General features: G+C 66.9%; 14 protein-coding genes and 1 tRNA gene. 6 read left to right on the top strand and 9 right to left on the bottom strand.

The window, feature by feature from the left end; genetic code table 11:
• Positions 1–86 precede the first annotated feature (86 nt).
• Together pknB and ABKA17_RS15075 are read left to right on the top strand one after the other, a co-directional pair.
• Complete coding sequence (gene pknB, locus ABKA17_RS15080; protein ID WP_353692538.1) at positions 87–2,111, top strand: Stk1 family PASTA domain-containing Ser/Thr kinase; 2,025 nt, start codon at positions 87–89, stop codon at positions 2,109–2,111.
• Positions 2,112–2,264: 153 nt separating this feature from the next.
• Positions 2,265–2,684 (top strand): hypothetical protein, encoded by a 420-nt coding sequence (locus tag ABKA17_RS15075; protein ID WP_353692537.1) that lies wholly within the window; start codon positions 2,265–2,267, stop codon positions 2,682–2,684.
• A gap of 108 nt (positions 2,685–2,792) precedes the next feature.
• On the opposite strand, the gene ABKA17_RS15070 is transcribed toward ABKA17_RS15075, so the two are convergent.
• Entirely contained in the window at positions 2,793–3,533 is a 741-nt protein-coding gene (locus tag ABKA17_RS15070; protein WP_353692536.1) for a class E sortase, read from the bottom strand.
• Positions 3,534–3,688: 155 nt separating this feature from the next.
• Between ABKA17_RS15070 and ABKA17_RS15065 the strand changes: the two genes are divergently transcribed.
• Complete coding sequence (locus ABKA17_RS15065; RefSeq protein ID WP_353692535.1) at positions 3,689–4,885, top strand: RNA-guided endonuclease InsQ/TnpB family protein; 1,197 nt, start codon at positions 3,689–3,691, stop codon at positions 4,883–4,885.
• 35 nt (positions 4,886–4,920) lie between these two features.
• Here ABKA17_RS15065 and ABKA17_RS15060 read toward each other — a convergent pair whose 3' ends face one another.
• From ABKA17_RS15060 to ABKA17_RS15040, 5 genes are read right to left on the bottom strand one after another with little or no spacing between them, the layout of a single operon-like run.
• Positions 4,921–6,024: a class E sortase gene (locus ABKA17_RS15060; RefSeq protein WP_353692534.1), complete on the bottom strand. Its 1,104-nt coding sequence runs from the start codon at positions 6,022–6,024 to the stop codon at positions 4,921–4,923.
• Positions 6,021–6,659, bottom strand: a complete 639-nt coding sequence (locus ABKA17_RS15055) for an aminodeoxychorismate/anthranilate synthase component II (protein WP_353692533.1) — start codon at positions 6,657–6,659, stop codon at positions 6,021–6,023. The genes ABKA17_RS15060 and ABKA17_RS15055 overlap by 4 nt, the downstream gene beginning before the upstream one ends.
• A complete protein-coding gene (locus ABKA17_RS15050; RefSeq protein WP_353692532.1) occupies positions 6,656–6,853 on the bottom strand; it encodes a hypothetical protein in 198 nt (65 codons plus the stop codon). The genes ABKA17_RS15055 and ABKA17_RS15050 overlap by 4 nt, the downstream gene beginning before the upstream one ends.
• Positions 6,854–6,870: 17 nt before the next feature.
• Complete coding sequence (locus tag ABKA17_RS15045; protein ID WP_353692531.1) at positions 6,871–7,551, bottom strand: class E sortase; 681 nt, start codon at positions 7,549–7,551, stop codon at positions 6,871–6,873.
• 19 nt (positions 7,552–7,570) lie between these two features.
• Positions 7,571–8,350, bottom strand: coding sequence for a DUF881 domain-containing protein (locus ABKA17_RS15040; RefSeq protein ID WP_353692530.1), 780 nt, complete (start codon positions 8,348–8,350; stop codon positions 7,571–7,573).
• A 142-nt stretch (positions 8,351–8,492) separates the two neighbouring features.
• Between ABKA17_RS15040 and crgA the strand changes: the two genes are divergently transcribed.
• A complete protein-coding gene (gene crgA / locus ABKA17_RS15035; RefSeq protein ID WP_171146594.1) occupies positions 8,493–8,747 on the top strand; it encodes a cell division protein CrgA in 255 nt (84 codons plus the stop codon).
• Between the two features lie 245 nt (positions 8,748–8,992).
• Here crgA and ABKA17_RS15030 read toward each other — a convergent pair whose 3' ends face one another.
• Positions 8,993–9,901, bottom strand: a complete 909-nt coding sequence (locus ABKA17_RS15030) for a rhomboid family intramembrane serine protease (protein ID WP_353692529.1) — start codon at positions 9,899–9,901, stop codon at positions 8,993–8,995.
• A 133-nt stretch (positions 9,902–10,034) separates the two neighbouring features.
• Complete coding sequence (locus ABKA17_RS15025; RefSeq protein ID WP_353692528.1) at positions 10,035–10,568, bottom strand: peptidylprolyl isomerase; 534 nt, start codon at positions 10,566–10,568, stop codon at positions 10,035–10,037.
• Positions 10,569–10,936: 368 nt separating this feature from the next.
• On the opposite strand from ABKA17_RS15025, the gene ABKA17_RS15020 reads away from it, so the two are divergent.
• Entirely contained in the window at positions 10,937–11,638 is a 702-nt protein-coding gene (locus ABKA17_RS15020) for a DUF5324 family protein (protein WP_353692527.1), read from the top strand.
• Positions 11,639–12,091: 453 nt separating this feature from the next.
• On the opposite strand, the gene ABKA17_RS15015 is transcribed toward ABKA17_RS15020, so the two are convergent.
• Positions 12,092–12,164 (bottom strand) — tRNA-Ala (locus tag ABKA17_RS15015).
• A 182-nt stretch (positions 12,165–12,346) separates the two neighbouring features.
• Between ABKA17_RS15015 and ABKA17_RS15010 the strand changes: the two genes are divergently transcribed.
• The gene (locus ABKA17_RS15010; protein ID WP_093825278.1) at positions 12,347–12,895 is read left to right on the top strand and encodes a helix-turn-helix domain-containing protein; all 549 of its coding nucleotides are present in this window, start codon (positions 12,347–12,349) and stop codon (positions 12,893–12,895) included.
• The last annotated feature ends 291 nt before the right edge of the window (positions 12,896–13,186 follow it).

Genomic DNA, 13,186 nt, shown 5'->3' with positions numbered 1-13,186 from the left:
CCAGACGGGTACGGTAGGCCCGGACGGCAGCCTCCGACCGCACACCAGTGCCGGTCGGGACCGACGGAGAGGGCTGGTAGGTAGCTATGGAAGAGCCGCGTCGCCTCGGCGGCCGGTACGAGCTGGGCCAGGTGCTCGGCCGTGGTGGCATGGCGGAGGTCTACCTCGCGCATGACACCCGGCTCGGCCGCACCGTGGCGGTGAAGACGCTGCGCGCGGACCTCGCGCGCGACCCGTCCTTCCAGGCCCGGTTCCGCCGGGAGGCCCAGTCGGCCGCCTCGCTCAACCATCCCGCGATCGTCGCGGTCTACGACACGGGCGAGGACTACATCGACGGGGTCTCGATCCCGTACATCGTCATGGAGTACGTCGACGGCTCCACGCTCCGCGAGCTTCTCCACTCCGGCCGCAAGCTGCTGCCGGAGCGGACGCTGGAGATGACCATCGGCATCCTCCAGGCCCTGGAGTACTCCCACCGCAACGGCATCGTCCACCGCGACATCAAGCCGGCCAACGTCATGCTCACGCGCAACGGCCAGGTCAAGGTCATGGACTTCGGCATCGCCCGCGCCATGGGCGACTCCGGCATGACGATGACCCAGACCTCCGCGGTCATCGGCACGGCCCAGTACCTCTCCCCGGAGCAGGCCAAGGGCGAGCAGGTCGACCAGCGTTCCGACCTGTACTCGACGGGCTGCCTCCTCTACGAGCTCCTGACGGTCCGCCCGCCCTTCGTGGGCGACTCCCCGGTGGCCGTGGCCTACCAGCACGTCCGCGAGGAGCCGCAGCCGCCGTCGGTCTTCGACCCCGAGATCACGCCCGAGATGGACGCGATCGTCCTCAAGGCCCTGGTCAAGGACCCCAACTATCGCTACCAGTCCGCCGACGAGATGCGCATCGACATCGAGGCGTGCCTGGACGGCCAGCCGGTGGCGGCCACCGCGGCGATGGGTTCGGTCGGCTACGGCGCCTACCCGGACGACCAGCCGACCACGGCCCTGCGCTCCACGGACGCCGGCGCCACGTCGATGCTGCCGCCCATGAACCCGGACGACGGCGGCTACGGCGGTTACGACGACCGCCCCGACCGACGCCGCCAGCAGAAGAAGAACAACACCTCCACGATCCTCCTGGTCGTCGCGGCCGTACTGGTCCTGATCGGCGCGATCCTGATCGGGAAGTGGGCGTTCAGCGGGAACAACAGCGCGGACGACAAGGTCAAGGTGCCGATTTTCGTCGGTGAGACGAAGCAAAGCGCCGAGACCATGGCGACCAACAGCGACCTGCAGCTGGCATTCACCAACAAGACCTGCGAGAAGCAGCCCAAGGGCAACATCTGCAGCCAGGACCCCAAGGAAGGCACCGAGGTCGACAAGAAGTCCACCATCAACCTGGTGGTCTCCACGGGCGCCCCCAAGGTCACCGTTCCCAGCGTCATCGGCGACCAGTACGACGACGCCAAGGCGAAGCTGGAGGGCGACGACTTCGGGCTCATCGTCAAGAAGAAGGAGAAGGAGTCCACCGAGGAAACGGGCTCCGTCCTCGACCAGAACCCCGTGTTCGGCAAGGAAGTCGAGAAGGGCACGGAGATCACGCTCACCGTCGCCACCGAGATCCAGAAGTCCACGGTCCCGGACGTCAGCGGTCTCACCTGCGACGAGGCCAAGGCACGGATGACGGAGAGCAACCTCACGGGCAACTGCGTCACAGACGCGGAAACCGAGGACGACAACCTGGTCAACAAGGTCGTCAGCGTCGACCCGGCGGCCGGCTCCTCGGTCGACAAGAACTCGACGGTGACGATCCACCTGGGCAAGAAGGCCCAGAAGACCAAGGTCCCGAACGTCGTCAACCGGACGGTCCAGCAGGCCAAGCAGATCCTCCAGGCCCAGGGCTTCACCAACATCCAGTTCGCCAACGGCAGCGACCAGAGCGACACCGCCTTCGTCATCGACCAGGACCCGGACGCGGACAACGAGGTCGACGACCCCGCAAGCACCACGATCACCCTGACCACCGTCAGCGTCGGCGGCAACAACAACGGCGGCAACAACGGCGGCGGCACCTTCTTCGGCGGCACGACCGGAACGGCAGCCCGCACAGAGGACTGACTCCGGGCCGGCCCGTCTGAGGGGCTGGTTGCTCCGCACCCTGTTCAGGGCGGCGCGACCAGCCCCTCAGCCTGTCTTCCGAGTGATGTGGTTCACAAATTACACAGCCCGAACTGGGCGGTTCGCCCCATAGCGCTGCTGGCCGGTTTCGTCATGGCTCCGTCTGCCAGCGCGGCCGGCTACGGCTGCTCTGGTTCACAGATCGACACGTACCCGGTGAAGACATCGGGAGGCACCACGTACAGCAACATCTACCTCTACTACGACTCCTCCACCGGCGAGAACTGTGCGTCCAACGTCCGCACCAGCGCGGGCGGTTACGGCACCAGCAACCCCCAGGCCATCGACGTCCAGATCTGGCGCTGCGTGGCCGGCTCCACCCCCGGTCAGGTGTGCACCGCCGACACCCCGATCGACGGCGACTACGGCTACGGCTACGGCTACGGCTACTACCAGTACTACGCGGGTCCCGTGGACGTGACGGCCTCGAACCGCTGCATCACCATCTTCGCGCAGACCCGTCACAACGACGTCTGGGCGAAGCGCACGCTGAACGCCGTTCACTGCGGCTGAACCACGGCAACGCCAAAGACCGCTGACAGGTACTTCACCGGTCTTCGAGGGCTGTCTCCCCTGTTTGCATCGGGGGGACAGCCCTTCATTTTCGTCCCGGTGACTAAGTCAGCGCAGTTCCTTCGGCAGCGTCCGCGCGCTGTCCACCTTCTCCACCCGCACCAACTCCCCCCACACCACATACCGGTACCGGGACGTGTACACCGGCGTGCAGGTGGTCAGGGTGATGTACTTGCCGGCCTTCTTCTTCCCCGACTCCTTGGGGACCGCGCCCAGCACCTTGACGTTGTACTTCGAGGTCTCCGGAAGGATCGCGTACGCCTTGTAGACGTACCACTTGTCCTTCGTCTCGAAGACGATCGCGTCGCCCTTGTCGATCTTGTCGATGTTGTGGAACTTGGCGCCGTGGCCGTCGCGATGGGCCGCCAACGAGAAGTTGCCGTCCTTGCCGGACATCGGCAGCGTCGCCTTGACGGGATCGGTGTAGTAGCCGGCCACGCCGTCGTTGAGCTGCTTCGACGAGGTGCCCTTCTCGACCAGGACCTCGCCGTTCTTCATGGCGGGCACGTGCAGGAAGCCGATGCCGTTCTTCGTGTCCAGCGCACCCGGACCCTTGTCCTGGGCCCAGTTGTCGCGGACCTTGTCGGCCTGTTTGCCCGCCGCGCGATCGGCGATGACGTTCGTCCACCACAACGAGTAGACGACGAACAGCCCGAGGATCAGCCCCGCCGTGATGAGGAGTTCACCGAAGACACTGACCGCCATGGCGATCCGGCCCATGCCGCCGCGGCGCGCCGGGGGCGCGCCGGTTTCCTCTGGTGCGCCGTCGGTAGTCGCAGCCACGTTCATCGGGGTTCCTCCGTGGATACCCCGGCTTCGAGCCGGGGAGGAAACGTACTAATACGGAGCAGGGCAGGTAGAGCCAAATCGCCGCCAGGGCGATTCGATGTCCACCATTGATGATCCGTCAGTGATTCACAAGCCGACATGTTAGTTTGTGAGCTATGGCCACTCACGTGAAGCGGGCGTTCAAGTACCGCTTCTATCCGACCGACGCGCAGGCAGCCGAGCTGTCGCGCACGTTCGGGTGTGTGCGGAAGGTCTACAACCTCGCGCTCGCTGCACGCACTGAAGCGTGGGCGCTGCGGCGCGAACGGATCAACTACAACGCAACGTCGGTGATGCTGACGGCGTGGAAGCAGACCGAGGAACTCGCGTTCCTCAACGATGTCTCCTCCGTCCCGCTCCAGCAGTGCCTCAGACACCTGCAGGCCGCGTTCACCCATTTCTTCGCCAAGCGGGCCAAGTACCCGCGTTTCAAGGCGAAGAAGAGGACCCGCAAGTCGGCGGAGTACACCTCCAGCGCGTTCCGGTTCCGGGACGGAAAGCTGACCCTGGCCAAAATGCCGGAACCGCTGGACATCGTGTGGTCCCGCCCCCTGCCGAAAGGCACGGCGCCGTCCACAGTGACCGTCACCCAGGACAGCGCCGAACGCTGGTATGTGTCCCTGGTGTGCGAAGATCCGTCCATCAAGCCGCTCCCGGCCACCGGCACGGCGGTCGGCGTGGACGCGGGGCTCGATCACTTGCTGACCTTGTCGACCGGGGAGAAGATCACGAATCCCCGGCACGAGCGGCACGACCGCACCCGCCTGGCCAAGGCTCAGCGCCATCATGCCCGCAAGGTCAAGGGCAGTAACAACCGGGAGAAGGCGCGTCGGAAGGTCGCAAAGATCTACGCCCAGATCGCCGATCGTAGACGTGACCACCTCCATCAGGTCACCACTCGGCTCGTTCGTGAAAACCAAACGATCGTGATCGAGGACCTGACCGTTCGAAACCTGTTGAAGAACGGTCGGCTCGCACGCGCTATCTCCGATGCGGCGTGGAGTGAGTTCAGGAGCTTGCTGGAGTACAAGGCCCACTGGTACGGCCGCGAAGTGATCGCAGTCGACCGCTGGTTCCCCTCCTCCAAGCTCTGCTCTACCTGCGGCAGCTTGCAGAACAAAATGCCGCTCAGCGTCCGTAGCTGGACGTGTGACAGCTGTGGTACGACCCACGACCGGGACGTGAACGCAGCCAATAGCCTCCTGGCCGCCGGGCTGGCGGTGTCGGCCTGTGGAGCCGGTGTAAGACCTCAACGGAGCACTCCGGGCGGGCAGTCGGCGAAGAAGCAGGAAGCCCTACGGCGTGATCCGTAGGAATCCCCTTCACGGGGGGACGAAGTCAACTGCCCTTACTGGACGAGCGCATCCGGCTTGCCCTTGCTGCGCGGCCGTTCCTCGACCATCTTGCCCCAGACGATCAACCGGTACTTGCTGGTGAACTCCGGCGTACAGGTCGTCAGGGTGATGTAGCGGCCCGCCGCGGTGAACCCGCCCTGCTTCGGGATCGCGTCCAGCACGCTCGTGTTACTCGGCGATGTCACCGGCAGGGACGACGTCATCTTGTAGACGAAGTAGTCGTCCTGCGTCTCCACGACGATCTCGTCGCCCTTGCTGAGCCTGTTGATGTACCGGAACGGCTCGCCATGCGTGTTCCGATGCCCCGCGAGCCCGAAGTTCCCGGTCTTCGCGCTCGGCATCGCCGTCTTCAACGCGCCCTCGGAGTAGTGCCCGACCATGCCCCGGTCGAGCACCTTCTTGTTGCTGACGCCCTCCGCTATCGGCACGACCACGTCGAGCTTGGGAATGTGCAGCAGCGCGAACCCCTGCCCCGGCGCGAACTCACCCGGCGCCCGCTTACCGCTCGCCCAGTCGTTCTGGAGGGTGCTCGCCTCCTTGCCGGCCTGCGCGTGCGCCCGCACGTTCGTCCACCACAGCTGGTAGGTCACGAAGAGCAGCATCAGCACACCGGTGGTGATGAACACCTCACCGATCGCCCGGCTCGCGAGCACGCCCGCACTGGGCTTGCGAGCCCGGGCCTGCCGCCGGGCCTCCACCCGGGAGAGCGGCGCGGACGAGTTCCCGTCCTCCGACGACTCCTCCGAGTCGACAGCCGGCCGCGCTCCGCCCCCATGACGCCCACCACGCCGCTTGGCGGCCTTTCTACGGGCCGCACGACCCCCCGAAGGGGTTCCGGTGGCTCCTGTGGCGGACGAGGCGTCAGAGGCCGATACGCGCTCGCCTATTCGGGTCGGCGGCGGCTCCGGTATCCGCAGCGCCACCGTCTCCTCGTCGATCGGCGGCACAAAAGGCTCATCCCGCCGCGAATGACCACCCGCGGACTGACTGGCGTACCACTCCCCGAGCGCACCGGACTCCCCGAGCGCACCGGCATCCCCGTACGACTGCTCCCCGTACGAGGTCCCGGACTCGCGCTCGGGGCGCAGTGCGGTCACGCCGAGGCCCTGCCCACCACCGGGGCCAGCCCCGCGCTACGCGCCACCGCACCCTGGTCACCGCACTCCACCAGCCAGTTGGCCAGCATCCGGTGACCGTGCTCCGTCAGCACCGACTCGGGGTGGAACTGCACCCCTTCGACGAGCAGTTCACGGTGGCGCAGCCCCATGATGATCCCGTCGTGCGTCCGCGCGGTCACCTCCAGCTCGGCCGGCACGGTCCCCGGCTCGGCCGCGAGCGAGTGGTACCGGGTCGCCGTGAAGGGCGTCGGCAGCCCCGCGAAGACACCCTTGCCCTCGTGCTCGACCAACGACGTCTTGCCGTGCAGCAGCTCCGGCGCACGGTCCACGACACCGCCGTACGCCACCTGCATCGACTGCATCCCCAGGCACACCCCGAAGACCGGCACCCCGGTCGCCGCGCAGTGGCGAACCATCTCGATGCAGACGCCCGCCTCCTCCGGCGTCCCCGGGCCCGGCGACAGCAGCACACCGTCGAAGCCGTCCTGGGCGTGCGCCGTCGACACCTCGTCGTTGCGCAGCACCTCGCACTCGGCGCCCAGCTGGTACAGGTACTGCACCAGGTTGAAGACGAAGCTGTCGTAGTTGTCGACGACGAGAATCCGCGCACTCACTGGTTGTCCACCGTCACATCGTTGAAGGGCAGCAGCGGTTCGGCCCACGGGAAGACGTATTGGAAGAGGACGTAGACCACAGCAAGCACCAGCACGAGCGAGAGCAGCGCCCTCACCCACGCGTTCCCCGGCAGATGCCGCCAGATCCAGCCGTACATGCCGTCCCTTCCGTCGCACCACGGCACCAGACTCACGCCGTACAGCCACCAGACTAACGGCGCAGTGCTTCCGGCTTCCCTTTCTCCACAGGCTGTGTGGAGTCCAGATGCGCCCAGACGATCAGCCGGTGACTGTGTCCCCATTCCGGATCGCACGTGGTCAGGGTGAGGTAGCGCCCGGACCGCGTATACCCCGACTTACGTGGCACAGGATCGATCACCTCAACGTCCGTGGGCACGGTTTTGTAGGGCCCTTTGTCGATCCGATACGTGAACCAGGTCGTTCCGTCCGTCAGCACCACCGCGTCCCCGCGCCGCAGCTTCGGAAAGTCCTTGAAGGGATCGCCGTACGTCCGCCGGTGACCGGCCACCGAGAAGTTGCCCTTCTCCCCGAGCCGCGCGGTCCGCGCGTAGTGCCCGAGCCCCTTCTTGAGGGTGCCGACGGCGGTGCCCTCCAGCACCGGCTTGTTCCACGTGAAACCAAGCCGCGGGATGTACATGATCGCGAAGGGCTTGCCGCTCTTGTACGCCGTCGGCTCCGGCGCACCGGCCGAGGCACCCGCCGTCGGCTGCACGCTCCCCTTGGCCCACTGGTCCTGCAACTGATCGATCTGGTCGCCCATGACGTCGTCGGCCTTCACGCCGGTCCAGAACAGCACATAGACCACGAACAGCACGATGAGGGCGCCCACGGTGATGCAGAGTTCGCTGACGGTCCTGACGACGACACGCACCGGCGGCTCCAGAAGAGGCCTACTCCACAGGCTTGGCGTAGTGCAGATCCACTGTGCCCGAGTAGCCGGGCAGAGTCACCGCCCCTTCGTCCTCGACTTTCCAGCCGAGTCCGTAGACGTTGACGTAGACCATGTAGTTCTGGATCGCCTTGCTCGCCGCCATCGACGCCCGCAGCTTCTCCGGATCCCCGATCGCCGTGATCTTGTACGGCGGTGAGTAGACCCGGCCCTGGAGGATGAGCGTGTTGCCCACGCAGCGCACCGCGCTGGTGGAGATCAGCCGCTGGTCCATGACCTTGATGCCCTGGGCGCCGCCCTGCCACAGCGCGTTCACCACGGCCTGGAGATCCTGCTGGTGGATGACCAGGTAGTCGGGCTGCGGCTCGGGATAGCCGGGGAGCTTGGCGGTGGCGTCCGGCGGGGCGTCGTTGAGCGTGACGCTGATCGCCTCGCCCTTCAGCTTCTGGGTGCCGGCCTTCTTCTCCAGCGCCGCCAGCTTGTCGTCCTCGGCCTTGGTGCTGCCGTCGTCGCGCTCGGCCAGGGCCTCCACGTCACCTCGGAGGGCGCCGTTGGTCTCGTCCAGCTGACCGTTCTTGTGGCTGCGCTCCAGGATGAGGTCGGAGAGCTTGAGCAGTGAGGCGTCCGTGCGGATGTTGGTGCCCTTGGCCGTGTTGAAGCTGGTGAAGAAGATGAGGCCGGCGAGAGCGAAGACGGCCACCGTGAGCAGCCGCACAGGCCGGAAACCTCGCCTGCGGGCAGGACTGGATTCCGTACCGGGGGAGTCGGCAGAATTGCTCAACGTACCCTTATCTCCTTCGGCGCCGCGGAAGCACTACGCTAACGGACGCCCGGGGGAGCACTAAGTGTCCCCTTGTACGCTGCCCCCGAGCCCGACCTAGTTACCTGCGCGGCCACGCAGCGCATCGACAGGAGAGACCCTCGTGCCGAAGTCACGTATCCGCAAGAAGGCCGATTACACGCCGCCGCCGGCGAAGCAGGCGACCAGCATCAAGCTGAACAGCCGTGCCTGGGTCGCGCCCGTCATGCTGGCCTTGTTCGTCATTGGGCTGGCCTGGATCGTCGTCTTCTATGTGACCGACGGCTCGCTGCCCATCGACAAGCTGGACAACTGGAACATCGTGGTGGGCTTCGGCTTCATCGCGGCCGGGTTCGGCGTTTCCACGCAGTGGAAGTAGCGCGGCGGAAGTAGCTCTGCCCCGAGCTGTTCGCTGAGTTATCCACAGCGGTTATCCACATGGGGAAAAGAAAGACGATCTGTGGATAACCCCTCGGGTGTTGACGCTGGTGTGACTGACACACCGGCATCCGAAAGCCCGTTCGCCCCCTGCCTGACCTGCGGAAACACTGGTCAGCGACAGGGGGCACAGCTGTTCCCGCACAGTGTGCACAAGATCCGCCACTTACTGTGGACAACGCCTGCTCAGGTGAGCTGCGCGGTCCTCACCAGCGTCAGTACGACGACCACGGCGAGGACCAGGGCGCAGGTGCCGTACTGAATCAGGGCCCGTCGCTCGCGCGGGGCGTCCACCATGGCGTACCCGATGACGACACCGCCGACGAGCCCGCCGATGTGGGCCTGCCAGGAGATGTTGCTCCCGCCGAAGGTGAAGATCAGGTTGATCACCAGGAGCGCGATGATCGGGCGCATGTCGTAGTTGCGTCGGCGCATGAGGACGGCGGTGGCGCCGAAGAGGCCGAAGATGGCGCCGGAGGCGCCGAGGGTGGCCGTGGTCGGGGATGCGAGCAGATAGGCCAGGACGCTGCCGACGAGTCCGGAGACCAGATAGAGCGTGAGGTAGCGGGCCCGGCCGAGGGCCGCCTCCAGGGGGCCGCCGAGCCACCACAGGCTCAGCATGTTGAAGGCGATGTGCCAGTACTCCTGGTGCGTGAACATCGAGGTGACCAGGCGGTACCACTGCCCGTCCGCGACGCCCTCGGTGGGCGTGAACGGGGCCGGCGGCCAGACGCCGATCAGGACCAATTCGCTCAGCAGCGAGCTCGAGACCTGGACGGCGATGAACACGGCGAGGTTGATGCCGACCAGGATCTTGGTGACGAGCCGGGGGTCGGCCACGATCGTGCCGCCGGCGAGTGTGCGGGGCATCGCGGCGTCGGGGCGGTGGCCGGTACCGGAACCGCCGCGGACGCAGTCGGGGCACTGGAAGCCGACGGAGGCGTCGACCATGCACTCGGGGCAGATCGGGCGTTCGCAGCGGGTGCAGCGGATCCCGGTCTCGCGGTCCGGGTGGCGGTAGCAGCCGGGGAGGCCCTGGGCGTGTTGGGGGCCCTGGTCCTCCGGGCCCTGCGGGCTGCCTGGCACCTGGTCCATGGGGTCCCCTAAGTCGTCGTATGCAGTGAAACCGCCCCGTCCATCCTTACGGACGAGCGGGGCGTTTGGTTCCCTGCGGGGCCGGTGCTGCCGGGGCCGGACCGTTCGGGGCGGGCCTCGTGGACCTCGGTGGTCAGCTCTCGCGGGTCTCGACGACGACCGACTCGATGATCACGTCGTTGACCGGGCGCTTGGTGCGCGGGTTGGTCTGCGTGTCCGCGATGGCGTCGACGACCTTCTGGCTGGCCGCGTCGGTGACCTCGCCGAAGATGGTGTGCTTGCGGTTCAGCCATGTCGTGGTGCCGACGGTGATGAAGAACTGCGAGCCGTTGGTGCCCGGCCCGGCGTTGGCCATGGCCAGCAGGTAGGGCTTGTCGAAGGAGAGGTCGGGGTGGAACTCGTCCTTGAACTGGTAGCCGGGGCCGCCGGTGCCGTTGCTCAGCGGGTCGCCGCCCTGGATCATGAAGCCGCTGATGACCCGGTGGAAGATCGTGCCGTCGTAGAGCTTGGCCGTGGACTTCTCGCCGGTGGCGGGGTTCGTCCACTCACGCTCGCCCTTGGCGAGTTCGACGAAGTTCTTGACCGTGGCCGGCGCGTGGTTCGGGAAGAGGTGGACCTCGATGGCGCCTTGGCTGGTCTTCAGGGTGGCGTAGAGCTGCTCAGCCACGATCTGCCTTCCGTTGTCTCCTGTGACTCCCCGATCCTCGCACGGTCCGTGTGATCCGGCGCCCGTCGTCCTCCCCCTCCTCGGGGCGTTGTTCGGGGGTGTCCGTTGCAGAAAACCGGTCGAGTAGTCCCGGCACAGGGGCGCTCGTCGACGATCCGTGGCATTGTCGACGACAAGCTCCCGTTGCCCCGTATTCATCCGCTATTGCATGCGATCGGTTCTTCAGCAGCGCTTGATCGTGATTGGTCCGGGGTCAGCTTCCGTGACCCGGATGCCCGCCCTCGCATGCCCCGTAGCCCGTTGACAGGCATGATCCGTAAAAGGGTGGAAAGTCGAAATACCGTACGCCACCGAGGAGGAGGATTCCCGTGACCCGCATCGACAGCGTGCGCGCCGCGACCGGTTCGGCGAAGGACAGCGTGCTGCACGCCGCGGAAGTGGTGGCGCCCTACGCCGACACGGCCAAGGACAGGGCCGCGCACTACGCACACGAGGCACGCGTACGGCTCGCGCCGAGGGTGTCGCAGGCGGCCGATCAGGCCCGCGTCCAGTACGACGCGCATGTCGCGCCGCGCGTGGAGCAGGCCTTGACGCATGTGCCGCCGAAGGTCGACCAGGCCGCCCATGAGGCCGCCGTCCGCACCCGCAAGGCTGCCCGGCAGGCCGCTGACTATTCACGTCCGAGGATCGAGCAGGCCGTGGCCGCGGCCGGGCCCGTCAGGGACGAGGCCGCGTCCCGTGGCGCGGCCGCGCTGCTCGCGCTGCGCGGCCAGGTCTCGCCCAAGGAGATCGAGAAGCTGACCCGCAAGCACAACCGCCGGGCGAGGGCCGGTCGTCTCGCCAAGGCTCTGGCGATCGCCGGCGTGCTCGCGGGCGGTGCCTACGCCGCGTGGAAGTGGTGGGACAAGCAGGCCAACCCTGACTGGCTGGTCGAGCCGCCCGCCGCGACGGAGGTCCCGGAGTCGAGTCGGCTGACTTCCGTGGACGGCAGCGGCCAGTCCGTCCTCGATCCCGAGGTGCAGGCCAAGGAGGCCGAGGAGGAGTCCGCGAACCGCGACGAACGTCGTTGATCGTCCGACGCTCCGAACATCGTTGTGGGGCAGGAGACTTGGGAGTCTCCTGCCCCACAACGATGTTTCACGTGGAACAGCGGATGCTTGCCCTCTGCACCCACGATGACGTTTGCAACTCTTCAGGTGTGCGAGTTCCGCGCAGATCGCATTGACGGAGAGCATCACGCTGGTTACCAGTACGGCCTCGCACCAATCCCCACAAGGCCTCCACCAGCGGAATCCCCGACTCCGGCACCTCACCGACCGCCGCAGCGACAGGTCGTCACGCCGCCGCACCCCTCGCGTTTGCGCAAATACCTGCAACGCTCCTGTGGCCTTCCCCAGTGACTCACGTCACCTTCGGGGGCCTTCCTCGTCCACACCGCCGTGTCCACCGGTCCGGCGCGTGAAAAACCGGCGCATGCAAGAACCGGCCAGAGGCCGTGAAGGGCGTCTGACCGGTCCGAGGTGTGGAGCCTAGGGGAGTCGAACCCCTGACATCTGCCATGCAAAGACAGCGCTCTACCAACTGAGCTAAGGCCCCGGAAGGAGGACGTCCGACCGGAAGTGACTCATACCGGCGGGCGTCGCAGACCAGAGTACCGGGTCGCCCCCGGTATCTCGCAAAAAGATTGGGGGTCCCGATGGACGACCACTCTCCGTAAGATGCTCGACGTGGTTCGCTACAGCGAACCGCGGTATTTGGGGAAGCGATGGGGAGACGCAATGGACGCCGCACAGCAGGAAGCGACCGCAAGAGCGCGGGAACTGCAGCGGAACTGGTACGGGGAGCCGCTGGGGGCGCTCTTCCGTAAGCTCATCGACGATCTTGGTCTCAACCAGGCTCGTCTCGCGGGGGTACTGGGACTGTCGGCACCGATGTTGTCGCAGCTGATGAGCGGTCAGCGGGCGAAGATCGGCAACCCGGCCGTGGTCCAGCGGGTGCAGCTGCTCCAGGACCTGGCGGGGCAGGTCGCGGACGGCAGCGTCAGCGCGGCCGAGGCGACCGAGCGGATGGACGAGATCAAGAAGTCGCAGGGGGGCTCGGTGCTCAGCAACACCACGACCACGACGAGCAGTTCGGGAGCGCCGACGGTCAAGCGGGTCGTCCGCGAGATCCAGTCGCTGCTGCGCTCGGTCGCCGCCGCAGGGGACATCATCGACGCGGCGGACACCCTCGCCCCGACCCATCCGGAACTGGCGGAGTTCCTCCGGGTCTACGGCGCGGGCCGCACCTCCGACGCGGTCACGCACTACCAGTCCCACCAGAGCTGACCCCCGCGGCCCGGTCACCGCAGGGGGTTCGGCAGCCGGGCCGACAGCCGAGGAGGACGCGGGGCGCGAGGGCGTCGCGCCGCACGGGCGGAGCACGGGGCCGTGGCTCATCCGGGGAGGGACACGTGGGGGCGTGTCACTCGCCGGCCGGGCTCGGGCCGTGTCACTCGCCGGGGGCGGTGCGGGGGTCTCGCTCGTCTCACGCGTCCTGGAGCGGTCCGACGGGAGTCGTATCGCTCGCAGCGGGGGAGGCAAGGGGGGAGACCGAAGGGGGAGGAGCGACGCACAGCC

This window comes from Streptomyces sp. RG80 (assembly GCF_040446465.1).
Classification (GTDB): domain Bacteria; phylum Actinomycetota; class Actinomycetes; order Streptomycetales; family Streptomycetaceae; genus Streptomyces.
This window is presented reverse-complemented; position numbering and strand designations above follow the sequence as displayed.

Bases quoted from the DNA above. Each gene is read 5' to 3' on its own strand.
- ABKA17_RS15075 (WP_353692537.1), top strand. From the start codon at position 2,265: ATGGCTCCGTCTGCCAGCGCGGCCGGCTACGGCTGCTCTGGTTCACAG.
- ABKA17_RS15070 (WP_353692536.1), bottom strand. From the start codon at position 3,533: ATGAACGTGGCTGCGACTACCGACGGCGCACCAGAGGAAACCGGCGCG.
- ABKA17_RS15030 (WP_353692529.1), bottom strand. From the start codon at position 9,901: ATGGACCAGGTGCCAGGCAGCCCGCAGGGCCCGGAGGACCAGGGCCCC.
- pknB (WP_353692538.1), top strand. From the start codon at position 87: ATGGAAGAGCCGCGTCGCCTCGGCGGCCGGTACGAGCTGGGCCAGGTG.
- ABKA17_RS15065 (WP_353692535.1), top strand. From the start codon at position 3,689: ATGGCCACTCACGTGAAGCGGGCGTTCAAGTACCGCTTCTATCCGACC.
- ABKA17_RS15010 (WP_093825278.1), top strand. From the start codon at position 12,347: ATGGACGCCGCACAGCAGGAAGCGACCGCAAGAGCGCGGGAACTGCAG.